The following is a 25709-nucleotide window of genomic DNA, read 5'->3' as shown; positions in this document are numbered from 1 at the left end:
TCGCCCGGCCTCTGCCGCGCCCGGGGCCGACCGGCCCGCCGGGACCACCGCGCCCCCGGCCGCCGGGTCCGGTGTTGTCGGCCCCTCTGCGGCGGCCGCCCGTGTTTCTCTGCGCCGCCCGGCGGTTCTCGGCGCGGCCACCGTACTGGCGGTCGTCCCCTCCCGAGCCGTAGGCGTCGGAAGGGGACCCGGTGGCGTCACGTGGAGCCGCACGGCGGCCGGAGGACGAGCCGGACTGACCGCGTCGGGCCGCGGCACGTCCGCCTCCCTGCGGCTGCGGCTGTTTGCGACGGTGCTCGCTCATCGAACGATTACTCCTCGGGCAGGCGCACCCATGCGCGCCTGGAAACGGCGGCTGGTTTCCGGTCCCCCCGAAGTACGGATGCGGTCGTCCCTGCATTCACCCGTACTGCACCGAGGACATCGACGCTCCCCAGGCATCACTTGGTTCCCGGCGGTATGCATGCCGCACAGACTACGCATCACCAAAACCAGCCGAGCCCCGAGGTTCGGAGCAAATAGGACAACTCGCCTCTTGAGAATCGGTGATGTGATCCCGTTCACCGTCTCCACACTTGTCGCGTGCGGACGACCGTTCTATCGTCGTGATGTATCGAGTCGATACATCAGAGCGAGATAAGCGAGACGAGGACGAGGGGAGGCGACGATGAGCCGGCGTTCCGGGATCCTCGAGTTCGCCGTACTCGGCCTGCTTCGCGAGTCCCCGATGCACGGCTATGAGCTGCGCAAACGACTCAATACGTCCCTCGGTGTGTTCCGCGCGTTCAGCTACGGGACGCTGTATCCCTGCCTCAAGACGCTGGTCGCCAACGGCTGGTTGATCGAGGAACCGGGGAGCACGCACGAGGACGCCCTCGCCGCGCCCCTGACCGGCCGCCGCGCGAAGATCGTGTACCGATTGACGGCGGAAGGTAAGGAGCACTTCGAGGAGCTGCTCTCGCAGACCGGCCCCGACGCCTACGAGGACGAGCACTTCGCCGCACGTTTCGCCTTCTTCGGCCAGACGTCACGCGATGTGCGCATGCGCGTGCTGGAGGGCCGGCGCAGCCGCCTGGAGGAGCGCCTGGAGAAGATGCGTGCCTCTCTGGTGCGCACCCGGGAGCGCCTCGACGACTACACGCTTGAGCTCCAGCGCCACGGGATGGAGTCCGTGGAGCGCGAAGTGCGCTGGCTGAACGAGCTCATCGAGAGCGAGCGGGCCGGACGGGACCTGAAAGGTTCCGCGTCCGGAGGGCCCGCTCAGCAGGACACCACATCTGGAGCGCCGGGCGGCCTGCCCCGGTCCGGGGACACCCCCGGAGCGGATACGCCCGACGACACCGCCACGTGAGGCCCACTCAGGGCCTCACTCGTACACACAGGGAGCAACCGGAATGGGTTCGGTTCGCGTAGCCGTCGTCGGCGTGGGCAACTGCGCCGCGTCGCTGGTGCAGGGAGTCGAGTACTACAAGGACGCCGACGCGGCCTCCAAGGTCCCCGGCCTGATGCACGTGCAGTTCGGTGACTACCACGTGCGGGACATCGAGTTCGTCGCCGCCTTCGACGTCGACGCGAAGAAGGTGGGCCTCGACCTCGCGGACGCCATCGGCGCCTCCGAGAACAACACGATCAAGATCTGCGACGTGCCCACCACCGGTGTCACCGTCCAGCGCGGCCACACCCTCGACGGCCTCGGCAAGTACTACCGCGAGACCATCGAGGAGTCCGACGCCGAGCCGGTCGACATCGTCCGGGTCCTGAAGGACAAGCAGGTCGACGTCCTGGTCTGCTACCTGCCCGTCGGTTCCGAGGACGCGGCGAAGTTCTACGCCCAGGCCGCCATCGACGCCAAGGTCGCCTTCGTCAACGCCCTCCCGGTCTTCATCGCCGGCACCAAGGAGTGGGCGGACAAGTTCACCGAGGCCGGTGTCCCGATCGTCGGCGACGACATCAAGTCCCAGGTCGGCGCCACCATCACGCACCGCGTCATGGCGAAGCTGTTCGAGGACCGTGGCGTCATCCTGGACCGCACGATGCAGCTGAACGTCGGCGGCAACATGGACTTCAAGAACATGCTCGAGCGCGAGCGCCTGGAGTCCAAGAAGATCTCCAAGACGCAGGCCGTCACCTCGCAGATCCCCGACCGGGAGCTCGGCGAGAAGAACGTCCACATCGGCCCGTCCGACTACGTGGCCTGGCTGGACGACCGCAAGTGGGCCTACGTCCGCCTCGAGGGCCGCGCCTTCGGTGACGTCCCGCTGAACCTGGAGTACAAGCTCGAGGTCTGGGACTCCCCGAACTCCGCCGGCGTCATCATCGACGCCCTGCGCGCCGCGAAGATCGCCAAGGACCGCGGCATCGGCGGCCCGATCCTGTCGGCGTCCTCGTACTTCATGAAGTCCCCGCCGGTGCAGTACTTCGACGACGAGGCCCGCGAGAACGTCGAGAAGTTCATCCGCGGCGAGGTCGAGCGCTAGCCGACCGGCCACGCCGAAAAACGCTCCTGCCAGGGCTGAGAGGGTCCCCGGGTACTCCGCCCCGGGGACCCTCCCTTGTGTGAGGCTGTGCCCCATGCCCGTCGTCCGTGACCTGCGCGTCCTGCTGCGCCTGCGTGACTTCCGGCGCCTGCTCGCCGTACGCCTGCTCTCCCAGGGCGCCGACGGCGTCTACCAGGTCGCACTCGCCGCCTACGTCGTCTTCTCGCCGGAGAAACAGACCTCGCCCGCCGCGATCGCCTCGGCCATGGCGGTACTGCTGCTGCCGTACTCGCTGATCGGCCCGTTCGCCGGGGTCTTCCTCGACCGCTGGCGGCGCCGCCAGGTCCTCCTGTACGGCAATCTGCTGCGTGCTCTGCTGGCCGCGGTCACCGCCCTCCTGATGGCCGGCGGCGCCCCGGACGCGCTGTTCTACGTCTCCGCGCTGTGTGTCACCGCCGTCAACCGCTTCGTCCTCTCCGGCCTCTCCGCGGCGCTGCCCCGCGTGGTCGACACCGAGCGCCTGGTGATCGCCAACTCCCTCTCCCCGACCGCCGGAACGCTCGCCGCGACCGCGGGCGGCGGCCTCGCCTTCGCCGTACGGCTGGCGGTGTCCGACTCCGATGCGACCGTCGTGGTGCTGGGTGCGCTGCTGTACCTGTGCGCGGCGCTCACGTCCCTGACCATGGCCCCCGGTCTGCTGGGGCCCGAGCGTGCGCCGGTCCGGCCACGCCTGCGTGCCGCGCTCGCCGGAACCGCGCGTGATCTGCTGGCGGGGATGCGCCACCTCGCCGCGCCCGCGCGCCGAGGAGCGGCCTGGGCGCTGGCGGCGATGACGGCGATGCGCTTCTGCTACGGCGCGCTGCTCGTCATGCTGCTGATGCTGTGCCGGTACGCCCTCTCCTCGGGGCCGGCTGAAGGACTCGGCCTGCTGGGACTGGCCCTGGGGGTCTCCGGCGCGGGGTTCTTCGCCGCGGCCGCGGTGACCCCCTGGGCGGTGGGGCGGCTCGGTCCCGAACGCTGGATCGCGGTGTGCGCAGGGTCCGCCGCGCTCCTGGAGCCCGCGCTCGGCCTCCCCTTCGCCACCGGTCCCCTGCTGGTCGCGTCCTTCGTCCTGGGGCTGATCACCCAGGGTGCGAAGATCGCCACCGACACGGTCGTCCAGTCGTCCGTCGACGACGGCTTCCGGGGCCGGATCTTTTCGGTGTACGACGTGCTCTTCAACGTCGCTTTCGTCGGCGCCGCGGCCGTGGCCGCCCTCATGCTCCCGCCGGACGGCCGGTCGGTCGTGCTGGTGGTGCTGGTCGCCGCGATATACGGAGCGGTTGCTGTCGCTATGAGCCGCTTTGAGCGCCGGTAAGTGTCACATCACGGCCACAGAGGCTTCCTGGGTTACAGAGTTGTCAGTGGCAACCGCTAACTTACGTGGGTCTTATTTCGCGCCATGCGCATCCATGTTCGAGGGGGACCCCGAGTGACTACTCCGCCGCCGCAGGGCCAGACTCCGTACCCGCCGCAGGGCCAGGCGCCCTACCCGCCGCAGGGTCAGGCTCCGTACCCGCCCCAGCCCGGCTTCCCGCAGCAGGCCGGCGTGCCCTACGCGCCGGTGCCAGCGCCGGCCCCCAAGCGCAAGGTCAGCCTCAAGACGATCGTCATTGTGCTGGCCGTGGCCGGCATGGCCATCGGCGGCTACATAGCCAGCCGGGACGACGCGAACACGGCGAAGGTCGGCGACTGCATGCACCGCGGCAGCACGAACGACACCAACCCGGACCTCGAGGTCGTGGACTGCGGCTCAGCGAAGGCGGAGTACGTGGTCCTCGCCAAGATCAAGGGCTCTTACCCGACGGAGACCATGGCGTCGAGCAAGTGCGAGTCCGAGGCCAAGGACTTCAAGTACACGTACACCGAGAGCGGTGACGGCAGTGACTTCCTGCTCTGCCTGAAGGACAAGTAAGGCACACATGAAGAGGGGCGGTGTTTCACGTGAAACACCGCCCCTCTTCATGTTCCGGCCGTATCCGCCGCGCACGTTTCACGTGAAACATGCGCCCCCTCCACGGCCTCAGCTCTGCTCGGCCCACCAGTCCTTGAGCGCCGCCACCGCGTCGTCAGGGCCCATGGGGCCATGCTCCAGCCGCAGCTCCAGCATGTGCTTGTAGGCCTTCCCCACGACCGGGCCGGGACCGACCCCCAGGATCTCCATGATCTGGTTGCCGTCGAGGTCCGGGCGGATCGCGTCGAGTTCCTCCTGTTCCTGGAGCTGGGCGATGCGCTCCTCCAGGCCGTCGTAGGCGCGGGACAGGGCGGCCGCCTTGCGTTTGTTGCGGGTCGTGCAGTCGGACCGGGTCAGCTTGTGAAGGCGGGTGAGGAGCGGGCCCGCGTCACGGACATAGCGCCGGACCGCGGAGTCCGTCCACTCTCCGGTGCCGTAGCCGTGGAAGCGCAGGTGGAGCTCGACCAGACGTGAGACGTCCTTCACCAGTTCATTGGAGTACTTCAGGGCCGTCATGCGCTTCTTGGTCATCTTCGCCCCGACCACCTCGTGGTGGTGGAAGGAAATCCGGCCGTCCTTCTCGAAGCGGCGCGTACGGGGCTTGCCGATGTCGTGCAGCAGCGCCGCCAGGCGGAGGGTCAGATCGGGACCGTCCTCCTCCAGCGCGATCGCCTGCTCCAGGACGATCAGCGTGTGCTCGTAGACGTCCTTGTGCCGGTGGTGCTCGTCCCTCTCCAGGCGCAGGGCGGGCAGCTCGGCCAGCACATGGTCCGCGAGGCCGCTGTCGACCAGCAGGGTCAGACCCTTGCGCGGGTACGCGGAAAGGATCAGCTTGTTCAGCTCGTCCCGCACCCGCTCGGCCGACACGATCTCGATCCGGCCGGACATCTCCTTCATGGCGCTGACGACCTCGTCGGCCACCTCGAAGTCGAGCTGGGCGGCAAAGCGTGCGGCCCGCATCATCCGCAGCGGGTCGTCGGAGAAGGACGCCTCAGGCGTTCCAGGAGTACGCAGCACCCGAGAGGCGAGATCCTGAAGCCCGCCGTGCGGATCGATGAACTCCTTCTCCGGCAGCGCCACGGCCATCGCGTTCACCGTGAAGTCACGCCGGACGAGGTCCTCCTCGATGGAGTCCCCGTACGACACCTCGGGCTTGCGCGAGGTGCGGTCGTACGCCTCCGACCGGTACGTGGTCACCTCGATCTGGAAGCATCGATCAGCGTCTCCGACGCGGGCGTTCTTCTGCGCCCCCACCGTGCCGAAGGCGATCCCGACCTCCCAGACAGCGTCCGCCCACGGCCGCATGATCTTCAGTACGTCCTCGGGCCGGGCGTCGGTGGTGAAGTCCAGGTCGTTGCCGAGCCGGCCGAGGAGCGCGTCCCGGACCGAGCCGCCGACCAGGGCGAGCGAGAACCCCGCCTCCTGGAAGCGGCGGGCGAGATCGTCGGCGACGGGAGCCACCCGGAGCAGTTCGCTCACCGCGCGCTGCTGCGCCTGGCTGAGGGCGTTGGGAGTGTCTTCGTTGGCGTTCGGCACAACAGAAGAGGGTACGTGGCCCGGCCGCCCGGCAGCGCCCCCATTAAGGACATGGGAACAGAGGGATGTCTTTCCTCACAAAGCCAGCCTTTGCCGCGTACGTCCATTCTTCCCTTGCTACTGGAAATACAGGGCGGGGCGGCAATGTCTCCCGATCTTGCGGAGCAGACCGCGGCACTTCCCCTCGGCGCGCATCGTTACCATGCGTGGACGCACATTCCGACGACCACTGACGACGACGAGGGACGGGCGAGCGCGTGGCCGAGGCGGCAGACTTCCAGGGGATGAGTCCCTCACCTGCCCGCCGCTGGCTGCGGCGCACCGGAGCACTGCTCGCCGGGGCGCCGCTGCTGGCCGGCCTGCTCCAGCTGCCCGCAGCCGCCCCGGCCCAGGCCGCCACCTCGGACACGGTGGACGTCTCCCTGGACTCCTTGAGCCCCAGCGCCCCCAGCGACGGGGACACACTGACCGTCTCCGGCACGGTCACCAACAACGGCAAGCAGACGGTCGACAACGCGCATGTCGGGCTGCGCGTGGGTCCCCAGTTGGACACCCGGTCGGCGATCGACACCACCGCCAAGCGCTCCGACGACCTTCAGACCTCCGTCGGCTCCGAAGTCGGCGGCAAGTACGTAGAGAAGTTCGCCAAGCTGACTCCCGGTGTCGCCGAGCACTTCAGCATCTCCGTACCGATCGACAAGCTCGACCTCGGCCAGGACGGCGTCTACGAGTTCGATGTCTCGCTCTCCGGCCGGACGTCCGCGCAGCCGTGGGACCAGGTGCTCGGCATCCGGCGCACCTTCCTGCCGTGGCAGCCGGGCGAGGCCGACACCCCGACGAAGACCACGTATCTGTGGCCGCTGATCTCCTCCGTCCACATGACGGCGAAGACCGATGCCGGAGAACACCAGACACCGGTCTTCCGCAACGACGACCTCGCCAAGGAGATCGCCCCGGGCGGCCGCCTGGCGCAGATGCTGGCGCTGGGCAAGGACCTCGACGTCACCTGGGTGGTCGACCCGGACCTGCTGGCCTCCGTGGACGCCATGGCGGGCAACTACAAGATCCAGGGCCCGGGTGACACCACCACGGCCGGCACCCATCAGGCGGTCGCCAAGCAGTGGCTCGGGGATCTCCAGGAAGCGGTGGCCGGCAAGGAGGTCGTCGCCCTGCCGTTCGCCGACCCGGACCTGGCCTCCCTCGCCCACAACGGAACGAGCGTCACCGGGTCGCTGAGCCACCTCAAGGACGCCACGGACGTCGCCTCCACCACGGTGAAGACCGTGCTCCACGTCACACCGAGCACCGAGTTCGCCTGGCCCGTGGACGGCGCGGTCGACCCCTCGATCATCAAGGTCGCCACCTCCGCCGGTGCGGACAAGGTGATCGCCCGCAGCGACAGCCTCCAGGAGACCGGCGACCTGTCCTACACGCCCTCCGCCGCCCGTCCGGTCGGCGGCGGCACCACCGCGGTGGTCGCGGACGCCCGGCTGTCCACCGCGTTCGAGAGCGACCTGACGAAGGCGGGCGCCACCACGCTCGCCGTGCAGCAGTTCCTGGCCCAGAGCCTGGAGCTCGACCACCAGACGGACACGCAGCGCAGCATCGTCGTCGCCCCGCAGCGCATGCCGTCCACCGGGCAGGCCCAGGCGATGGCCCAGGCCATCACGGCGCTCCAGGGCAGCACCTGGAGCCAGTCCCAGGATCTCGCCGCCGCGGCCAAGGCCAAGCCGGACGCGGGCGCCACCACGCGGATCCCGTCGGCATCCGCCTATCCCTCCTCGCTGCGCAGGCAGGAGCTGCCGAGGGCGGCCTTCGAGCAGATCGCGCGAACCGAGGGCAAGCTCGAGAACTTCAAGGTGATCCTCACCGACCAGTCCCGGGTGGTGACTCCCTTCGGGCGGGCCATGAACCGCGAGATGTCCGTGTCGTGGCGGGGCCGGAACAGCAGGGCGGACAGCTTCCGGCAGGCCGTGGAGAACTACATCGACGGCCTCGCCCAGCAGGTCAAGCTGATCCCCAAGTCGGAGACGAAGCTCTCCGGCCGCAGCGCCACCATCCCGGTGACCGTCCAGAACAACCTCGTCCAGGGCGCCGACCACCTCGTGCTGCGACTCACCTCGACCATGCCGACCCGCCTCAAGATCGGCGGCAAGGCCTACAAGGAGCAGCCCGTCGCCGTATCCGGCGGACACAGCCAGTCCGTGAAGTTCACCACGTCGGCCAACGCCAACGGCCCCGTGACGGTGACCGCCCAGCTGTACACGCAGGACGGCCAGAAGTACGGCAAAGCGGTTCAGTTCAAAGTGAAGGTCACCGAGGTCACGCCAACGGTGATGCTGGTCATCGGCGGCGGTGTCCTGCTGCTCGTCCTCGCCGGGTTCCGCATGTACACCCAGCGCAAGCGCGCGGCCGCCCGGCAGGCCGAGGGCGGGGCCCCCGACGAGGCGGGGGAGGACACCGAGGGAACGGACAAACCCGAAGACACCGGCGACCGTCCCACGGAGGAATCCGACACGCACACCCGGGCAGGCGACCCGGAGCAGCCGGGTGACCCGACACCGGACACCGCACCGGAAAACGCCGACCCGTCCGGGACGGGTGAGAGAGTGGACCGTTGAGCGATGTCGTGGCCGGTGGGCCCGGGGACGATGAGGTGGGGTAACCATGAATTCGCCGTACGACGGTGACCGCGGCCAGGCCGCGGCCGGCTCGGGCTACCCCGAGCCGCCCGAGCCCGGCCAGGTGCCGCCGCAGCCCGCGGCGGACATGTACCTCCAGGACGCCTACGACCAGGACCCCTACCGGGCACAGGACCTCTCCGCCCAGGACCCGGTCGCCGAGGCGCTGTACGACCGTGCCGCCCACCCCCCGCCGCCCCCGGGGACGTATCCGCAGCAGCAGCCGTACGCCCAGCCGGCCCAGTCGCCGTACGCTCCCGACCCGCACCTGTGGGCCCAGACCCCCGCGCCGGAACCGTCCGGCCCGACGCAGTACCTGCCGTACGGCGAGAACCCCCGTACGACCCAGTTCGTGGGCGTCGACGACCTGGTGACGCACTCCGGTGAGGAGCGCCACCAGCCGGACGCCTTCGCGCACCTCTTCCGGGACCAGCAGCAGGGCGGCGGATACCCGTCGCAGGAGCCGCCGTCCGTGCCGGGCCCGGCCGCCGCGCCGGGCGGGGCCCAGGCGCCCGCCGGGCAGTACCCGCCGGCCTCGTACCCCGCCGCTCCTCATCCAGGGCCCGGGGCCTACAGCGCCGATTCCACGATCTCTCTCGGCGCCGCCGCTCCCGCCTCCGCGCCCGCTCCGGCCGCCCCCGGCAGTCCCGCGGGCCCCGCGGGACAGGAGGCCGCCGCTCCCGCGGCCCCCGTCGGGAAGAAGGGCGGCAAGGCCGCAGGCCTGCTGAAGTCCAGCGCCGTCATGGCGGCGGGCACGATGGTCTCCCGCCTCACCGGCTTCGTCCGCTCCGCGCTGATCGTCTCCGCGCTGGGCCTCGGCTTCCTCGGCGACTCCTTCCAGGTCGCCTACCAGCTGCCGACGATGATCTACATCCTCACCGTCGGCGGCGGCCTCAACTCCGTCTTCGTGCCGCAGCTGGTGCGGGCGATGAAGGAGGACGAGGACGGCGGCGAGTCCTTCGCCAACCGGCTGCTGACGCTCGTGATGGTGGCCCTCGCCGCACTCACCGCGCTCGCGATGTTCGCCGCCCCGCTGTTGGTGCGGATGATCTCCAACTCCGTCGCCAGCACCCCCGCGGCCAACGAGGTCGCGGTCACCTTCACCCGCTACTTCCTGCCCTCGATCTTCTTCATGGGCATCCACGTGGTGATGGGTCAGGTACTCAACGCACGCGGCAAGTTCGGCGCGATGATGTGGACCCCGGTCCTGAACAACATCGTCATCATCGTGACGCTCGGCATGTTCATCTGGGTGTACGGCACGGCCGCCGACTCCCACATGACCGTCACGAACATCCCGCCGGAGGGCCAGCGCCTGCTCGGTATCGGCGTGTTGCTCGGTCTGGTCGTCCAGGCCCTGGCCATGATCCCGTACCTGCGCGAGACCGGGTTCCGGCTGCGGCTGCGCTTCGACTGGCGGGGACACGGTCTGGGCAAGGCCGCGATGCTCGCCAAGTGGACGGTGCTGTTCGTCCTCGCCAACCAGGCGGGCGCCATGATCGTGACCCAGCTGTCCACCGCCGCAGGCAAGGACTCAGGGATCCGGGGCACCGGATTCGCCGCCTACGCCAACGCCCAGCTGATCTGGGGCCTGCCTCAGGCCATCATCACGGTCTCCCTGATGGCGGCCCTGCTGCCGCGCATCTCGCGCTCGGCCGCCGAGGGCGACGGAGGCGCCGTCCGCGACGACATCTCCCACGGCCTGCGCACGACCGCCGTCGCGATCGTGCCCATCGCCTTCGGCTTCGTCGCGCTGGGCATCCCGATGTGCACGCTGATCTTCGGCTCCTCGGGCACCAGCGAAGCCACCAACATGGGCTACATGCTGATGGCCTTCGGCCTCGGCCTGATCCCGTACTCCGTGCAGTACGTCGTCCTGCGTGCCTTCTACGCCTACGAGGACACCCGCACCCCCTTCTACAACACCGTCATCGTGGCCGTGGTCAACGCGGGTGCCTCGGGGGCCTGTTACTTCCTGCTCCCCGCCCGCTGGGCCGTGGCCGGCATGGCGGCCTCGTACGGCCTCGCCTACGCCATCGGTGTGGGCGTCGCCTGGAAGCGGCTGCGCAAGCGGCTCGACGGCGACCTGGACGGTGCCCGCGTCACCAGGACGTACGCACGGCTGTGCATCGCCTCCGTACCCGCCGCCCTGCTCAGTGGTGCGGCCTGCTACGGAATCGGCCACACTCTCGGTCAGGGCGTCCTCGGCTCCTTCGCCGCGCTGCTGGCCGGTGGTGCGGTCCTCCTGGGCGTCTTCTTCGTCGCTGCCCGACGCATGCGCATCGAGGAGCTCAACTCCCTCGTGGGCATGGTGCGCGGGCGCCTGGGACGCTGAGGCAGGGGTAAGCGCACAACCATCGTTCGCCGCCGCGTGTCGTGCATAGCGGCGGACTGTGGGCACAATTGGTTTCGGCGTCGGACAGGGTGCAATGGATGGGGAGGCAGGGAACGACGGTGGCGGAACGTAGCACGGCTGCCGTCGACGTGGCAGACAACAGCGGTGACGAGCCGCTGACCGCCAAGGCGGACCAGTCCACGGCCGACGGGGTGGCCCAGAACCCGGAGCGGGACACAGACAGCGACGAGGCGGAGGGGAGCGGCGGGACGGACGGGCCCGGAAAGGCCTCGCCTCCCGAACTGCACAGCGGTCACAAGCTCGCCAGACGCTATCGTCTCGAAGAGTGCGTCACCCGTCTGGACGGATTCAGCAGCTGGCGAGCGGTGGACGAGAAACTCCGGCGTGCCGTCGGCGTCCATGTCCTGCCCGCGGACCACGCGCGGGCCCGTTCGGTGCTGGCCGCCGCACGCTCCTCCGCGCTGCTCGGTGACCCCCGCTTCGTCCAGGTCCTGGACGCGGTCGAGGAGAACGACCTCGTGTACGTCGTGCACGAGTGGCTGCCCGACGCCACCGAGTTGTCCACGCTGCTGGCCGCCGGACCGCTGGAACCGCACGACGCCTACCAGATGGTCAGCCAGGTGTCCTCCGCCATGGCCGCGGCCCACCGTGAGGGCCTCGCCCATCTGCGTCTCAACCCCAACGCCGTACTGCGTGCCTCCACCGGCCAGTGGCGCATCCGCGGCCTCGCCGTCAACGCGGCGCTGCGCGGCATCAGTTCCGACACCCCGCAACGCACCGACACCGAGGCGATCGGCGCCCTGCTGTACGCGGCGCTGACCCAGCGTTGGCCGTACGAGAACGACGCCTACGGCCTGTCCGGCCTCCCCAAGGACATCGGTCTGATCCCGCCGGACCAGGTACGGGCCGGGGTGCACCGCGGGCTGTCCGAACTCGCCATGCGGGCCCTGGCCAACGACGGTGCCACCGCCTCCCGGCACGAGTCGCCGTGCACCACGCCCGAGGAGCTGGTGAAGGCGATCGGCGAGATGCCTCGCATCCGGCCGCCGGAGCCCGCGTTCACGGCCCCGCCGGAGTACCAGCGCACGACCTACCAGCAGGGCACGTACGGCCGGCCCGCTCCGCACCCCGGCGCCACCCAGCCGCTCGCGACCCCGCCGCCCCCGCTCCAGAGCCGCACCGGCAAGGCTCTGAAGTGGGCGGTCTCCGCCCTGCTCATCGCCGCCCTCGGCCTGGGCAGCTGGCAGCTGGCGGACGCCCTGATGAACCAGGACGGCAAGTCCGAGGACAAGCCGACCACGCAGACCACGGACGGGGGCGACAAGGGCGGCAAGAAGAAGCCGGCCGTCTCCGGCAAGCCGATCGCCATCAGCGAGGCCCGGGACTTCGACCCCTTCAGCGACGACCATTCCGAGAACCCGGATGACGTAGGGAAGGCCTACGACAACAGCACAGCCACGTACTGGCAGACGAGCTTCTACCTGAGCCCGAAATTCGGCAACCTGAAGTCGGGCGTCGGCATCATCCTCGACCTCGGCAAGGTCCAGCAGGTCGGGAAGGTGACCGTCAGCTTCGTAGGGGACACGTCGGTCGAACTCCGTAGCGCGAGCGCGGACGCGGGATCGCGGCCGACATCCTTCTCCGCCTACACCAAGGTCGCCGGGGGCTCGGGTACCACCGTGGAACTCAAGCCCGGGAAGTCCCTGAGGTCGCGCTATCTCCTGGTATGGCTGACCCAGCTGCCCATGCAGGACGACGGCCAGTGGCGCGGCAGGGTGGCAGACATCAAGGTGACCAGCTGAGGCTGGATTCCCGCCGGGAAGTCCGTAAGGTTGCCCCCGAGGGAGGGGCGAATGGCAGATGGCGCCGGCTACGGCGACGTGAAGGACGAGGATCTCCTCGCCCGACACGTCCAAGGTGATCCCGACGCCTTCGGGGAGATCGTCCGGCGGCACCGGGACCGGCTCTGGGCCGTGGCCCTGCGGACCCTGGGGGACCGCGAGGAGGCCGCTGACGCGGTCCAGGACGCGCTGGTGTCGGCCTACCGGGCCGCCCACACCTTCCGGGGCCAGTCGGCCGTCACGACCTGGCTGCACCGGATCACGGTGAACGCCTGTCTGGACCGTGCCCGCAAGGCCGCCTCACGGAAGACCGCTCCCGTCGACGACACCGAGCGCCTCGAGCAGCTGCTGGAGCCGCACGAGGCGGCCTCGGCGCCCGCCGAGAGAAACGACCTCCACCGCCAGCTCCTCGAAGCCCTCGGCACTCTCCCGCCCGACCAGCGGGCCGCCCTCGTCCTCGTGGACATGCAGGGCTACCCCGTCGCCGAGGCCGCCCGTGTTCTGGATGTGCCGACGGGCACGGTGAAGAGCCGCTGCGCCCGAGGCAGAGCCAGACTGCTGCCACTGCTCTCCCACCTACGGCCGGAAAGACCCGGCGACGGGAAAGAACCGGGCCAAGCACGGAACCGGACGCAGGGGACATCCGTCCCACCCGCAGCGGGGCCTCAGGACACAGTGAAGGGCGGAGGTGGGCGAGCGTGACTTCCACGACAGACGCGGCCGGGCACCCGGACGTCGCCGAGATCTCCGACCTCACCGAGGGCCTCCTCCCACCGTCCCGGACCGAGGACATACGACGCCATCTGGAGGAGTGCGAGCTCTGCGCCGACGTCCATGCCTCTCTGGAAGAGATCCGGGGACTCCTGGGCACACTCCCTGAGCCGTCCCACATGCCCGCCGATGTCGCCGACCGCATCGATGCCGCCCTCGCGGCCGAGGCACCGGTGAATCATGTTTCACGTGAAACACCGGCCCCGGCAGACCGCCCCGCCGGACGCCCGCAAGCGGCTACCGGACCGGGCCGCAAGAATCGCGGACGCGGGCGCCGTCGCCGGACGGTCGTCCTGGGCGCCGTCCTCACCGCAGCCGTCCTGGGTGCCGGAACTCTTTTCCTGCAATCCCTCGGCACCGACAAGCCGAGCTCGACGGCACAGGGCACGCAGACGGCTTCCGTGGGCACCTTCTCCGGAAGCGACCTCAAGAGTCAGGTGGACGGCCTCCTCTCGGCGAAGAAGCCACAGCGAGGCTCCGAGAGCGCCAAGACCCTGATGCAGACCGCCGTCCCCGTCCCGGGGTGCATCCGGGGCGGCATCCACGGCAACGGTGCCGTCCTCGGAGCGAAGACCGGGACCTACGAAGGAAAGGACGCCTTCCTCGTCGTCGTGTCCGACCCGTCCGACTCCACCCGGGTCACGGCCTACGTCGTCGACGCCACCTGCGTCAGCCGGCAGCCCAACTCGGCGGGCAAGGTCCTCGCGAAGCAGTCCCTCGCACGTCCCTGAACAAAGCGGCTTCGTCTTGGCCCAACGTGGTTATCCGTACCGTGGGTGAACCCTCGTGTGCCCGGACACACCGGGGAATGCGCGCCCCTTAGGATCCGTTGGGTGGGGTGAGGGTTCCGACAGGGCTCCCACCGGTCGAATGACGCAGACCAGAGACGAGGAATCAAGCCGTGAGCGACGTTCGTAACGTGATCATCATCGGCTCCGGGCCCGCCGGCTACACGGCGGCGCTCTACACCGCGCGCGCGTCGCTGAAGCCCCTGGTGTTCGAGGGAGCCGTCACTGCCGGCGGTGCGCTGATGAACACCACCGAGGTGGAGAACTTCCCGGGCTTCCGCGACGGCATCATGGGCCCCGAGCTCATGGACAACATGCGCGCCCAGGCGGAACGCTTCGGTGCCGAACTGATCCCGGACGACGTCGTCTCGGTCGACCTGACCGGAGAGATCAAGACCGTCACGGACACCGCGGGCACGGTCCACCGGGCCAAGGCCGTCATCGTCACCACCGGCTCGCAGCACCGCAAGCTCGGTCTGCCGAACGAGGACGCGCTGTCCGGCCGCGGTGTCTCCTGGTGCGCCACCTGTGACGGGTTCTTCTTCAAGGATCAGGACATCGCCGTGATCGGTGGCGGCGACACCGCGATGGAGGAAGCCACCTTCCTCTCCCGGTTCGCCAAGTCCGTGACCATCGTCCACCGCCGGGACACCCTGCGCGCCTCAAAGGCCATGCAGGAGCGCGCCTTCGCCGACCCGAAGATCAAGTTCGTGTGGGACAGCGAGGTCGCCGAGATCCAGGGCGACCCCAAGCTGGCCGGCCTGAAGCTGCGCAACCTCAAGACCGGCGAGCTGTCGGACCTGGCGGTGACCGGTCTGTTCATCGCGATCGGCCATGACCCGCGCACCGAGCTGTTCAAGGGCCAGCTGGACCTTGACGAGGAGGGCTACCTGAAGGTCGCCGCGCCCTCCACCCGTACCAACGTGACCGGTGTCTTCGGCGCCGGTGACGTGGTCGACCACACCTACCGCCAGGCGATCACCGCGGCCGGCACGGGCTGTTCCGCCGCCCTGGACGCCGAGCGCTTCCTCTCCGCCCTCGCGGACGAGGAGGAGCCGGAGCCCGAGAAGACCGCCGTCTGACCCTCTTCCACCCCACCGCACGCACCCGTTAGGAGCCACCCGTGGCCGACCTGAAGAACGTGACCGACGCCTCCTTCGAGCAGGACGTCCTCAAGAGCGAAAAGCCCGTCCTGGTGGACTTCTGGGCCGCCTGGTGCGGTCCGTGCCGCCAGATCGCTCCGTCCCTCGAGGCGATCGCCGCCGAGCACGGCGACAAGATCGAGGTCGTCAAGCTCAACATCGACGAGAACCCGGGCACGGCTGCGAAGTACGGCGTCATGTCGATCCCGACCCTGAACGTCTACCAGAACGGCGAGGTCGCCAAGACCATCGTCGGCGCCAAGCCCAAGGCCGCGATCGTCCGCGACCTCGAGGACTTCATCGCTGAGTGACGTTTCACGTGAAACACGAATGGGCCAACCCCTCGGGGTTGGCCCATTCGTTTTGGCGCCGGCCGATCTGCTTCAGAGGGGCCGCAGCGCCGGTTCCTTCTGCACGGCTCCCAGCAGCCGGTCGAGCGCCATCTCCACGTCTTCCTTCCAGGAGAGCGTCGACCTGAGCTCCAGTCGCAGCCGGGGATGCAAGGGGTGCTGCCGGACCGTCTTGAAACCCACGGCCAGCAGATGGTCGGCGGGCAGCAGGCAGGCCGGTTCCTTCCAACGGGCATCACCGAACGCCTCGATGGCCTTGAAGCCGCGGCGCAGGAGGTCCTTGGCTACCGTCTGGACCATCACCCGGCCGAGCCCCTGCCCCTGATAGCCCGGCATGATGAAGCTGGTGATCAGCTGTACCGCGTCCGGGGACACCGGGCTAGTGGGGAACGCGGTGGACCGAGGGACATAGGCGGGGGGAGCGTAGAGCATGAAGCCCACCGGGATGTCGTCGACATAGACCACCCGGCCGCAGGATCCCCAGTCCAGCAGGACGGCGGAGATCCACGCCTCCTTCTCCAGAGCGGCTGTCCCCGCTTTTACCGCGGCCTCACCGCTGACCGGGTCCAGTTCCCAGAAGACGCACGAGCGACAGCGCTTGGGAAGGTCCTGAAGGTTGTCCAACGTGAGCGGTACGAGCCGGCGCCCCATGAAAGCTGTTCCTCGCTTCCTTCGCCCGCACTCTCGCGAGCGGCTGTCAGTGCGCTCCGTTCCCTGAGCAGACTGCCGACGAACCCGCCGACCGCGCCGAGTCCGAGACCCGCGCTCACCAGTCCGGTGCGGCTCACCGATCGCATGGCCCCCGCCTCCCACTCACAGGTGCTGTCAGGTGGATGCGCCATACCCGATCGCATGGTATCCACGATGCGATTGCCTCGAAACCGCCTGAAAGCAAAGAGCGGACCGTGTTCCGGTACTTACCGGACACGATCCGCTCACTTGCTCACCCGCGCGGATCAGCCGCGCGGTCAGTCCTCCGTCTCCTCGGATTCCGAGGAATCCAGGGACTCACCGTCATGCAGGCCCTTCTGAAGGACCGGTCCCTCGCCCGGAGCGAGCGTGCTCAGGATCCGCCCCAGGTCTTCCATGGAGGCGAACTCAACCGTGATCTTGCCCTTCTTCTGCCCCAGGTCGACCTTCACCCGAGTCTCGAAGCGGTCCGAGAGCCGGGTGGCGAGATCGGTCAGCGCCGGGGAGAGCCGAGCGCCGGCCCGCGGCCCCTTCGAGCGTTGCGCCTTCTGCGGCCGCGAGCCCATCAGCGTCACGATCTCCTCGACCGCCCGCACGGAGAGCCCCTCGGCCACGATCCGGTGAGCCAGCCGGTCCTGCTCCTCCGAGTCCTCGACCGAGAGCAGCGCTCGGGCATGCCCGGCCGAGAGCACACCGGCGGCCACCCGCTTCTGCACGGCCGACGAAAGCTTCAGCAGACGCAGCGTGTTGGAGACCTGCGGACGGGAACGTCCGATGCGGTCCGCCAGCTGGTCGTGCGTGCAGTTGAAGTCCTTCAGCAACTGGTCGTAGGCGGCCGCCTCTTCCAGCGGGTTCAGCTGTGCCCGGTGCAGGTTCTCCAGCAGCGCGTCCAGGAGGAGCTTCTCGTCCTCCGTGGCCCGTACGATCGCCGGAATCGCCTCGAGCCCGGCCTCACGGCAGGCCCGCCAGCGCCGCTCGCCCATGATGAGCTCGTAGCGGTCCGGACCCAGCTGCCGTACGACGACGGGCTGGAGGAGGCCGACTTCCTGGATGGAGGTGACGAGTTCCTGGAGCGCGTCCTCGTCGAAGACATCACGCGGCTGACGAGGGTTCGGCGTGATGGCGTCGAGGGGGATCTCGGCGAAGTGGGCACCCATCGGGGGCGCGGGCGCCTCCGCGGCTACGTGCACCGAAAGCTCTTCTGGCTCCTCGGAAACAGGCGGCAGCGTGGTCACCTTCGCCGCGGCCACTCCCCGGTCGGCCGTCAGGACCGGCACCGTCGCAGGTGACGGGGACGGCGCACCTCCCACCGGGGCCGGGGGCGGGTTCTTCTCCGTCGGGGCAGCAGGAATCAGTGCGCCGAGACCACGGCCCAGTCCCCTCCGTCGCTCGCTCACTGGATCCCCTCCACCATGCTCGGATTGCTCTGTGCGCCGATGTGGGCCTGAATCGGGTCGTAGCTGACGCCGACACCCTTCAGCGCGATTTCTCGTGCGGCCTCAAGATAGGAGAGGGCACCGCTCGAACCTGGATCGTACGTCAGGACCGTCTGGCCGTAACTCGGCGCCTCGGAGATGCGGACCGATCGGGGAATGCTCGTCCGCAGCACCTCGTCGCCGAAGTGGGTACGCACCTCGTCCGCGACCTGGGACGCGAGCCGCGTCCGGCCGTCGTACATGGTGAGCAGGATCGTCGATACATGCAGGTCGGGATTGAGGTGACCCCGCACCAGGTCGACATTGCGCAGCAGTTGGCCCAGTCCCTCCAGCGCGTAGTACTCGCACTGGATCGGAATGAGAACCTCCTGGCCGGCGACCAGCGCGTTGACCGTCAACAGGCCGAGCGATGGCGGACAGTCGATGAGGATGTAGTCCAGTGGCTGCTCGTAGGCCCGGATGGCCCGCTCCAGCCGGCTCTCCCGCGCCACCAGGGACACCAGCTCGATCTCCGCACCGGCGAGATCGATGGTGGCCGGGGCACAGAACAGCCCCTCGACATCGGGAACCGGCTGGACGACCTCCGCCAGGGGCTTGCTCTCGACCAACACGTCATAGATGGACGGGACTTCCGCGTGGTGGTCGATACCGAGGGCGGTGGACGCATTGCCCTGCGGATCGAGGTCGATCACCAGGACGCGGCCGCCGTGCAGAGCCAGCGAAGCGGCAAGGTTGACGGTCGTCGTCGTCTTGCCGACACCGCCCTTCTGGTTGGCGACCACCATGACCCGGGTCTGCTCAGGCCGTGGCAGGCCTTCACCGGCACGGCCGAGAGCCTCCACCGCAAGTTGGGCAGCACGACCGATGGGAGTGTCGTCCATCGGAGGCGGTGTTTCACGTGAAACATCCGCCCCCATCGACTCGGTACGGGGACCGGGGACCGGATCGGTCATCGGTCCCGCGATGTTGGCGTCGGACCGCAAGGATTCACTCTCCTCGACTTCAGGCTCGCAATACACAGAGCCTCCCATGCCTTCGGGGTCGTGAACCAGTGAGGCCTGGCGTTCTGTGGAGAAATCCACCTCTGTGGACAACTCCGTTGCCTCTCCGAGTGAGCCGAGAGGCTTCCGGTCCCGCGGTTCGGCCGCAGCCCGGCCGCGACTGATGATGCCGTGCAGCAGTGAGCGACGTTTCACGTGAAACACGATGCACAGTGAGCGCGTCCGGACTGTCGCGACACTCCGTCATGCGTAGGTTTGGCAGCTTGTGTGGAGTACGTCTCGTCGTCAGGACGGATCAGTGCGGCCGATCCGCCCTGACCCCATTACCGGCGCCTGCGCGCTCGACCCGTGCGGGCCGCCTTGGCCCGTTTGGCCGCGAAGCGAACACCACCGGGGCTTTCGCCCACCTCGACCCGCACGACGGTGGACAGGGGATCCACCACTCCCTCACCGACCTGAAGGATGGACGTCGACACCGCACCGAGCTTACTCAGCGCGGTGGTCGCGGCCTTCAGCTCCTCCTCCGCGGTGTCCCCCTTGAGCGCGAGCATCTCGCCGTAGGGCCGCAGGAGCGGGATGCCCCACGCGGCCAGCCGGTCCAGGGGGGCCACCGCACGGGCCGTGACCACATGAACCGGCTGGACCTTGCCCATGACCTCCTCGGCACGACCCCGCACGACGGTCACATGATCCAGGCCCAGCAGCTCCACGACCTCGGTCAGGAAGTTGGTACGCCGAAGGAGCGGCTCCAACAGAGTGATCTTCAGGTCGTCTCGGACGAGCGCCAGCGGAATCCCTGGCAGACCGGCACCGGAGCCGACGTCGCACACGGTCACGCCCTCAGGAACCACCTCCGAGAGCACCGCGCAGTTCAACAGGTGCCGCTCCCAGAGGCGGGGCACCTCACGGGGGCCGATCAGCCCGCGCTGCACACCGGCCTCGGCGAGCAGCTGCGCATAGCGCACCGCATCGGCGAAGCGATCACCAAACACCTCCTGCGCCTGCTCGGGCGCAGGGGGGAGCTCCGCTGCCTCCGTCACGGGGACCGTCCTTCCGTACCGCATCGGCGCGCACGCGCCGACCACCAGAACTACCAGGCTGACAAAATTCGGCCCCGCCTGCGCAACAGACGGGGCCGAGGGGACGTACGAACCGAATCAGTTGGGCAGCACGACGACGAAGCGCTGCGGCTCCTCGCCCTCGGACTCGCTGCGCAGGCCCGCGGCCTTCACCGCGTCGTGCACGACCTTCCGCTCGAACGGGGTCATCGGCTTGAGCTTGACGGGCTCGCCGCTGTTCCTGGCGTCCGCGGCGGCCTTGGCGCCCAGCTCGGACAGCTCGGAGCGCTTCTTGGCCCGGTAGCCGGCGATGTCCAGCATCAGCCTGCTGCGGTCCCCGGTCTCCCGGTGCACGGCCAGCCGCGTCAGCTCCTGGAGCGCCTCCAGTACCTCGCCGTCCCGGCCGACCAGCTTCTGAAGGTCGCGGGTGCCCGTGTCGCTGATGATCGACACGGAGGCACGGTCGGCCTCGACGTCCATGTCGATGTCGCCGTCGAGATCGGCGATGTCCAGCAGACCCTCGAGGTAGTCCGCCGCGATCTCGCCCTCCTGCTCAAGGCGGGTCAGGGTGTCTGCACCCTCGGCAGCGGCGGAGGTGGTGCCTTCCGTCACGGGATGGGCTCCTTCTTACTTCTTGGACGGGGACTTGGGCCGCTGCGGGCCACCCTTGCGCTGGCCGGACTGGGCCTTGCTACGGGTGCCGCTGCCGGACTTCGGGGCGGCCTTCTTGGCGGCGGCGGCCGGCTTGGCGTCCTTGGGCTCGGGCTCCTCGGACTTCTCCAGCGACGTGGACGGCTCGGCGTCGCCCGCCTGCTTGGCGGTGCCGGACTGGCGCTGGGACTTGCTCTGCCGCTTGGGCTGCTGCCGCTTGACGGCGGTCGTGGTGGTGGTCACACCGTCCTCGGCCTCCGCCACGGCCTGGCCCTCGCTCTTCACCACGGACCCGTCGGCCTGGGCCGCGAGGCCCGCCTTGGTCAGGCCGTTGATGAACTTGCGCTCGAACTCGTTGCGGTCGCGGCCCTTGGCGACGATCGCCTTGACGATGGCCTTCTCGCTCCGCCGACTGACCTTGCCGTGGTGCGTGACGTGCTTGGTCAGACGCTCCAGGTAGGCGGCCTGAGCCTTGGAACCCGGGGTCGGGTTGTTGTGGATGACGTACATCTGCTGGCCCATGGTCCACACGTTGGTGGTCAGCCAGTAGACGAGGACACCGACCGGGAAGTTGATGCCGAAGACGGCGAACATCACGGGGAAGACGTACATCAGCATCTTCTGCTGCTGCATGAAGGGCGTCTTCACGGTGGTGTCGACGTTCTTCGTCATCAGCTGGCGCTGCGTGTAGAACTGCGACGCCGACATCATGATGATCATGACGGCGGTGACGACCCGCACATCGGTGACCGTGGCGCCCAGGGCCTGCACGGTGGCGGAGCCGTCCTTGAACTTCGCGGCCAGCGGGGCCCCGAAGATGTGCGCCTTCCGGGCACTGGCCAGCAGCGACTCGTTGATGACGCCGATGGTCGTGCCCGACGCGATGCCGTTGAGCACGTGGTACAGGGCGAAGAAGAACGGAGACTGCGCCAGGATGGGAAGGCACGAGGAGAGCGGGTTGGTGCCCGACTCCTTGTACAGCTTCATCATCTCTTCGGACTGACGCTGCTTGTCGTTCTTGTAGCGCTCCTGGATCTTCTTCATCTCGGGCTGGAGCGTCTGCATGGCCCGGGTCGCCTTGATCTGCTTCACGAAGAGCGGGATCAGGCAGATACGGATCAGGATCACCAGGGACACGATGGACAAGCCCCAGGCCCACCCGGTGTCAGGCCCGAAGATGGCGCCGTACACCGTGTGGAACTGGACGATGACCCATGAAACGGGTGTCGTGATGAAGCTGAAGAGGCTGGCAATCGTGTCCACTAATCATGCTCCTTGGGCATGGGACGAGGTCTCTGCGGCCGGGCTCGAGGAAGGCTCGGGAGGGAGCTGCCCTTCGAGGGCCGGTTCGGCGGCGGAGGGCCCGCCCCTGCGTGCACGCCAGGCGTCACGCAGCATTTCGTGCCACCGCGGGCGCTTGCGCGGCGGAACATGGTCCACCCCGCCCAGCGACCACGGATTGCACCGCAGGATGCGCCAGGCGGTGAGTGCCGTGCCCTTGATCGCACCATGCCGGTCGATGGCCGTGTAGCCGTAGTGGGAGCACGACGGGTAGTACTTGCACACCGGCCCGAGCAGTGGACTGATCGTCCACTGGTACAGCTTGATCAGAGCCAGTAGCGGGTACTTCATCGCGCGCCCCCTCCCAGCAGCCGCTGAACGGCGGCATCCAGGTCTCGGGCCAGCTGTGCATGGTCTGCGTCGCCCGCTCCGGGCAGCGCTCGTACGACTACCAGGCTACCGGGGGGAAACAGGACGACTCGGTCACGCATCAGATGGCGAAGTCTGCGCTTCACTTGGTTGCGCACGACCGCGCCACCCACAGCCTTGCTCACGACGAAACCCGCACGCGTCGGGGGAGCGCTCTCCCCAGGCGCGTGCGGGTCCGTGGCACCGCTACGAAGGTGGACGACGAGCGTCGGGCGGCCGGCCCGGCGCCCCCGTCGTACCGCGGTCGCGAAGTCCTCGCGCCGCCTCAGCCGATGCTCGGTAGGCAGCACGACGTCATGACCTGATCAGATCAGGCGGACAGGCTGGCGCGACCCTTGCTGCGACGGTTCGCGAGAATCGCGCGGCCGGCACGGGTACGCATCCGCAGGCGGAAGCCGTGGGTCTTCGCGCGACGACGGTTGTTCGGCTGGAAGGTGCGCTTGCTCACTCGGGGGCTCCAGAAGAAATCGGTAGTGGCGGGGTGCCGTCCTGGCTGTCACCGTGCGCCCACGAGTAGCTAGTAGCTCGCATCACGCCCGAGTGCACCGCTTCCCGATCACCTTCAGCGATCTGTGCCCATCGGAGGCAGGCGGCAGCAGCCATCGACAACTCGACCTGGTTACGGTACGCGGGAGTACGCCATCCGGTCAAACCGAGTGTCACGGAGAGACACTATCCACAGGCTGGGGACAACAACTTGAACCGTACCCGCCGCCCTGACTACCGTGACTGGACTCCGATTCGTTCCTTTGTCCCCCCGCCCCACCGATCTACATCCCGACCCGTCCCACAACCACACGTTCGTGGGACCTGTGAGAGAGCGTGCCCTGTGGCTGACGTACCTGCCGATCTTGCCGCAGTGTGGCCACGAGTACTCGAGCAGCTCCTCGGCGAGGGCCGCGGACAGGGTGTGGAGGGCAAGGACGAGCACTGGATCCGGCGCTGCCAGCCCCTCGCGCTCGTCGCGGACACCGCCCTGCTCGCCGTACCGAACGAATTCGCGAAGGGCGTACTGGAGGGCCGTCTGGCCCCGATCGTCAGCGAAACCCTGAGCCGCGAGTGCGGCCGCCCCATCCGGATCGCGATCACCGTCGACGACTCCGCGGGCGAGCCCCCGGCCCCACCCGCGCCCCCCGCGCAGCCGCAGCCGCGCTACGAGGAGCCCGAGCTCCCCAGCGGACAGTACGAGGGATACGGCCGCCACCGCGCCGACGACCAGCTCCCCACCGCCCGGCCCGCCTACCCGTCCGAGTACCAGCGGCCCGAGCCGGGTGCCTGGCCGCGCCCGACCCACGACGACTACGGCTGGCAGCAGCAGCGCCTCGGCTTCCCGGAGCGCGACCCGTACGCATCCCCGCCGGACACCTACGGTGAGCCGCACCGCGACGCCTACGGCGCCCCGCCCCAGGACTACCGGCAGCCGACGATGGACCGCCCGTCGTACGAGCAGCCCTACGACAAGCCGCGCCCGGACTACGACAAGCCCCGGCCGGACTACGACCAGCCGCGCCCCGACTACGACAAGCCCCGCTCCGAGTACGACCCCTCCCGGGTCGACTACGACCAGCGCGACCCGGCCCGCCGCGAGCTCCCCGAGCCGCCGGCCGGAGCCGGTCACGTGCACCGCGGCGGCCCCGTGGGACCGAACCTGCCCACGACCGGCGCCCCCGGCCCGCTGGCCGCGCAGCCCGCGCCGGCGACCGGCCCGGGCGAGCCCACCGCGCGGCTGAACCCGAAGTACCTCTTCGACACCTTCGTCATCGGCGCCTCCAACCGCTTCGCGCACGCGGCCGCGGTCGCCGTCGCCGAAGCGCCCGCGAAGGCGTACAACCCCCTCTTCATCTACGGGGAGTCCGGCCTCGGCAAGACGCACCTGCTGCACGCGATCGGGCACTACGCCCGCAGCCTCTACCCGGGCACGCGGGTGCGGTACGTGAGCTCCGAGGAGTTCACCAACGAGTTCATCAACTCCATCCGCGACGGCAAGGGCGACAGCTTCCGCAAGCGCTACCGCGAGATGGACATCCTGCTCGTCGACGACATCCAGTTCCTGGCGGACAAGGAGTCGACGCAGGAGGAGTTCTTCCACACCTTCAACACGCTCCACAACGCCAACAAGCAGATCGTGCTCTCCAGCGACCGGCCGCCCAAGCAGCTGGTCACGCTGGAGGACCGGCTGCGGAACCGTTTCGAGTGGGGCCTGATCACCGACGTCCAGCCACCCGAGCTGGAGACGCGCATCGCGATCCTGCGCAAGAAGGCGGTGCAGGAGCAGCTCAACGCGCCGCCGGAGGTGCTGGAGTTCATCGCCTCCCGGATCTCGCGCAACATCCGCGAGCTGGAGGGCGCGCTGATCCGGGTGACCGCGTTCGCCTCGCTCAACAGGCAGCCGGTGGACCTGGGCCTGACGGAGATCGTCCTCAAGGACCTCATCCCCGGCGGCGAGAACGCGGCCCCCGAGATCACCGCCACGGCGATCATGGCCGCGACCGCGGACTACTTCGGCCTCACGGTCGAGGACCTGTGCGGCACCTCGCGCGGCCGCGCCCTGGTGACCGCGCGGCAGATCGCCATGTACCTGTGCCGTGAGCTCACCGACCTGTCACTGCCCAAGATCGGCGCGCAGTTCGGCGGCCGCGACCACACGACCGTCATGCACGCCGACCGCAAGATCCGCGCGCTCATGGCCGAGCGCCGGTCCATCTACAACCAGGTCACCGAGCTGACCAACCGCATCAAGAACGGCTGACACGGCCCCTAGGACGGCCGGCACGGCCCCACGACAGCGCTGAGGGCGCCCCCGGAAGGAGATTCCGGGGGCGCCCTTCGTCATGTCGCGGCCATCCGGTGTTCGATTACCTGCCGGGTTACGGCCGCTCTCCACAGATTCGGGCACTTTCTTGCGTCCACATGCTGGGGACTGTGAAGTTGTCCCGAAACCATCCACAGGCTGTGCGGTTGAAAGGTCATCGGCCCAGCTCATGCGCCTGTGGATCCGTGGACGAAGGATCTCCACAGGTTGTGGACGAAGCGGGGATCCACAGGCTGTGCACGAAGTTGTCCACCGGCAACCCACAGCCTGTGGCCGGTTGTCCCCAGCGATCACCGGCTTCTCCACATGGCTGTCCACTGTTCGGCAACGCGACGCACCCGATCACCGCCGCGAGTGAAAGGCGTCACACGAAGGTGCCGGGTTGGGGTGTGGGAAACGTGGGTAAATCTGGGGAC

The 25709-nt window shown here is 68.8% G+C and carries 22 protein-coding genes; 12 read left to right on the top strand and 10 right to left on the bottom strand.

The annotated features are described in order from the left end of the window. Window positions 1–667: 667 nt before the first annotated feature. From ACFY01_RS30375 to ACFY01_RS30360, 4 genes are all read left to right on the top strand, one after another. Window positions 668–1351, top strand: coding sequence for a PadR family transcriptional regulator (locus tag ACFY01_RS30375; protein ID WP_390738956.1), 684 nt, complete (start codon window positions 668–670; stop codon window positions 1349–1351). A 43-nt stretch (window positions 1352–1394) separates the two neighbouring features. Then, window positions 1395–2477 carry an inositol-3-phosphate synthase gene (locus ACFY01_RS30370; RefSeq protein ID WP_390738955.1) on the top strand — a complete coding sequence of 361 codons (1083 nt, stop codon included), beginning with the start codon at window positions 1395–1397 and terminating at the stop codon, window positions 2475–2477. 94 nt (window positions 2478–2571) lie between these two features. Continuing rightward, a complete protein-coding gene (locus ACFY01_RS30365; RefSeq protein ID WP_390738954.1) occupies window positions 2572–3834 on the top strand; it encodes an MFS transporter in 1263 nt (420 codons plus the stop codon). Between the two features lie 114 nt (window positions 3835–3948). After that, window positions 3949–4431 carry a hypothetical protein gene (locus tag ACFY01_RS30360; RefSeq protein WP_390738953.1) on the top strand — a complete coding sequence of 161 codons (483 nt, stop codon included), beginning with the start codon at window positions 3949–3951 and terminating at the stop codon, window positions 4429–4431. A 108-nt stretch (window positions 4432–4539) separates the two neighbouring features. Here ACFY01_RS30360 and ACFY01_RS30355 read toward each other — a convergent pair whose 3' ends face one another. Next, the gene (locus tag ACFY01_RS30355; protein WP_390738952.1) at window positions 4540–6006 is read right to left on the bottom strand and encodes a CCA tRNA nucleotidyltransferase; all 1467 of its coding nucleotides are present in this window, start codon (window positions 6004–6006) and stop codon (window positions 4540–4542) included. 257 nt (window positions 6007–6263) lie between these two features. Here ACFY01_RS30355 and ACFY01_RS30350 point away from each other — a divergent pair, with 257 nt between their 5' ends. The 7 genes from ACFY01_RS30350 (at window position 6264) to trxA (ending at window position 15896) form a co-directional block, all read left to right on the top strand. Next, window positions 6264–8627, top strand: a complete 2364-nt coding sequence (locus ACFY01_RS30350) for a DUF6049 family protein (protein WP_390738951.1) — start codon at window positions 6264–6266, stop codon at window positions 8625–8627. Between the two features lie 46 nt (window positions 8628–8673). Continuing rightward, entirely contained in the window at window positions 8674–11022 is a 2349-nt protein-coding gene (gene murJ / locus ACFY01_RS30345) for a murein biosynthesis integral membrane protein MurJ (protein ID WP_390738950.1), read from the top strand. A 119-nt stretch (window positions 11023–11141) separates the two neighbouring features. Beyond that, entirely contained in the window at window positions 11142–12845 is a 1704-nt protein-coding gene (locus ACFY01_RS30340) for a protein kinase family protein (RefSeq protein ID WP_390738949.1), read from the top strand. A gap of 51 nt (window positions 12846–12896) precedes the next feature. Beyond that, on the top strand, window positions 12897–13586 hold the full coding sequence (gene sigM / locus ACFY01_RS30335) for an RNA polymerase sigma factor SigM (RefSeq protein WP_390738948.1): 690 nt from the start codon (window positions 12897–12899) through the stop codon (window positions 13584–13586). Further along, window positions 13583–14386: an anti-sigma factor family protein gene (locus tag ACFY01_RS30330; RefSeq protein WP_390738947.1), complete on the top strand. Its 804-nt coding sequence runs from the start codon at window positions 13583–13585 to the stop codon at window positions 14384–14386. Before sigM ends, ACFY01_RS30330 begins: the two co-directional genes overlap by 4 nt. Before the next feature lie 170 nt (window positions 14387–14556). Further along, window positions 14557–15525, top strand: coding sequence for a thioredoxin-disulfide reductase (gene trxB / locus ACFY01_RS30325; protein ID WP_390738946.1), 969 nt, complete (start codon window positions 14557–14559; stop codon window positions 15523–15525). A 41-nt stretch (window positions 15526–15566) separates the two neighbouring features. Then, the gene (gene trxA, locus ACFY01_RS30320; RefSeq protein ID WP_390738945.1) at window positions 15567–15896 is read left to right on the top strand and encodes a thioredoxin; all 330 of its coding nucleotides are present in this window, start codon (window positions 15567–15569) and stop codon (window positions 15894–15896) included. A 72-nt stretch (window positions 15897–15968) separates the two neighbouring features. On the opposite strand, the gene ACFY01_RS30315 is transcribed toward trxA, so the two are convergent. From ACFY01_RS30315 to rpmH, 9 genes are all read right to left on the bottom strand, one after another. Then, window positions 15969–16586 carry a GNAT family N-acetyltransferase gene (locus ACFY01_RS30315; RefSeq protein ID WP_390738944.1) on the bottom strand — a complete coding sequence of 206 codons (618 nt, stop codon included), beginning with the start codon at window positions 16584–16586 and terminating at the stop codon, window positions 15969–15971. Between the two features lie 317 nt (window positions 16587–16903). After that, window positions 16904–18022: a ParB/RepB/Spo0J family partition protein gene (locus ACFY01_RS30310; protein ID WP_390738943.1), complete on the bottom strand. Its 1119-nt coding sequence runs from the start codon at window positions 18020–18022 to the stop codon at window positions 16904–16906. Continuing rightward, window positions 18019–19092 carry a ParA family protein gene (locus ACFY01_RS30305; RefSeq protein ID WP_390739110.1) on the bottom strand — a complete coding sequence of 358 codons (1074 nt, stop codon included), beginning with the start codon at window positions 19090–19092 and terminating at the stop codon, window positions 18019–18021. The genes ACFY01_RS30310 and ACFY01_RS30305 overlap by 4 nt, the downstream gene beginning before the upstream one ends. Before the next feature lie 293 nt (window positions 19093–19385). Next, entirely contained in the window at window positions 19386–20102 is a 717-nt protein-coding gene (gene rsmG / locus ACFY01_RS30300; RefSeq protein WP_390738942.1) for a 16S rRNA (guanine(527)-N(7))-methyltransferase RsmG, read from the bottom strand. Between the two features lie 117 nt (window positions 20103–20219). Continuing rightward, window positions 20220–20732 (bottom strand): protein jag, encoded by a 513-nt coding sequence (locus ACFY01_RS30295; protein ID WP_390738941.1) that lies wholly within the window; start codon window positions 20730–20732, stop codon window positions 20220–20222. A gap of 15 nt (window positions 20733–20747) precedes the next feature. After that, a complete protein-coding gene (gene yidC / locus ACFY01_RS30290; RefSeq protein WP_390738940.1) occupies window positions 20748–22034 on the bottom strand; it encodes a membrane protein insertase YidC in 1287 nt (428 codons plus the stop codon). Window positions 22035–22037: 3 nt separating this feature from the next. Next, a complete protein-coding gene (gene yidD, locus ACFY01_RS30285) occupies window positions 22038–22403 on the bottom strand; it encodes a membrane protein insertion efficiency factor YidD (RefSeq protein ID WP_390738939.1) in 366 nt (121 codons plus the stop codon). Then, window positions 22400–22771: a ribonuclease P protein component gene (rnpA, locus tag ACFY01_RS30280; protein WP_361442064.1), complete on the bottom strand. Its 372-nt coding sequence runs from the start codon at window positions 22769–22771 to the stop codon at window positions 22400–22402. The genes yidD and rnpA overlap by 4 nt, the downstream gene beginning before the upstream one ends. A 20-nt stretch (window positions 22772–22791) precedes the next feature. Next, window positions 22792–22929, bottom strand: a complete 138-nt coding sequence (gene rpmH, locus ACFY01_RS30275) for a 50S ribosomal protein L34 (RefSeq protein ID WP_005482975.1) — start codon at window positions 22927–22929, stop codon at window positions 22792–22794. 381 nt (window positions 22930–23310) lie between these two features. Here rpmH and dnaA point away from each other — a divergent pair, with 381 nt between their 5' ends. Next, complete coding sequence (dnaA, locus tag ACFY01_RS30270; protein WP_390738938.1) at window positions 23311–25230, top strand: chromosomal replication initiator protein DnaA; 1920 nt, start codon at window positions 23311–23313, stop codon at window positions 25228–25230. Window positions 25231–25709: the final 479 nt, after the last annotated feature.

The sequence above is a fragment of the Streptomyces sp. NPDC001480 genome (assembly GCF_042894725.1).
GTDB lineage: Bacteria > Actinomycetota > Actinomycetes > Streptomycetales > Streptomycetaceae > Streptomyces.
The sequence above is the reverse complement of the archived record's forward strand: the minus strand, read 5'-3'. Positions and strand labels throughout refer to the sequence as shown.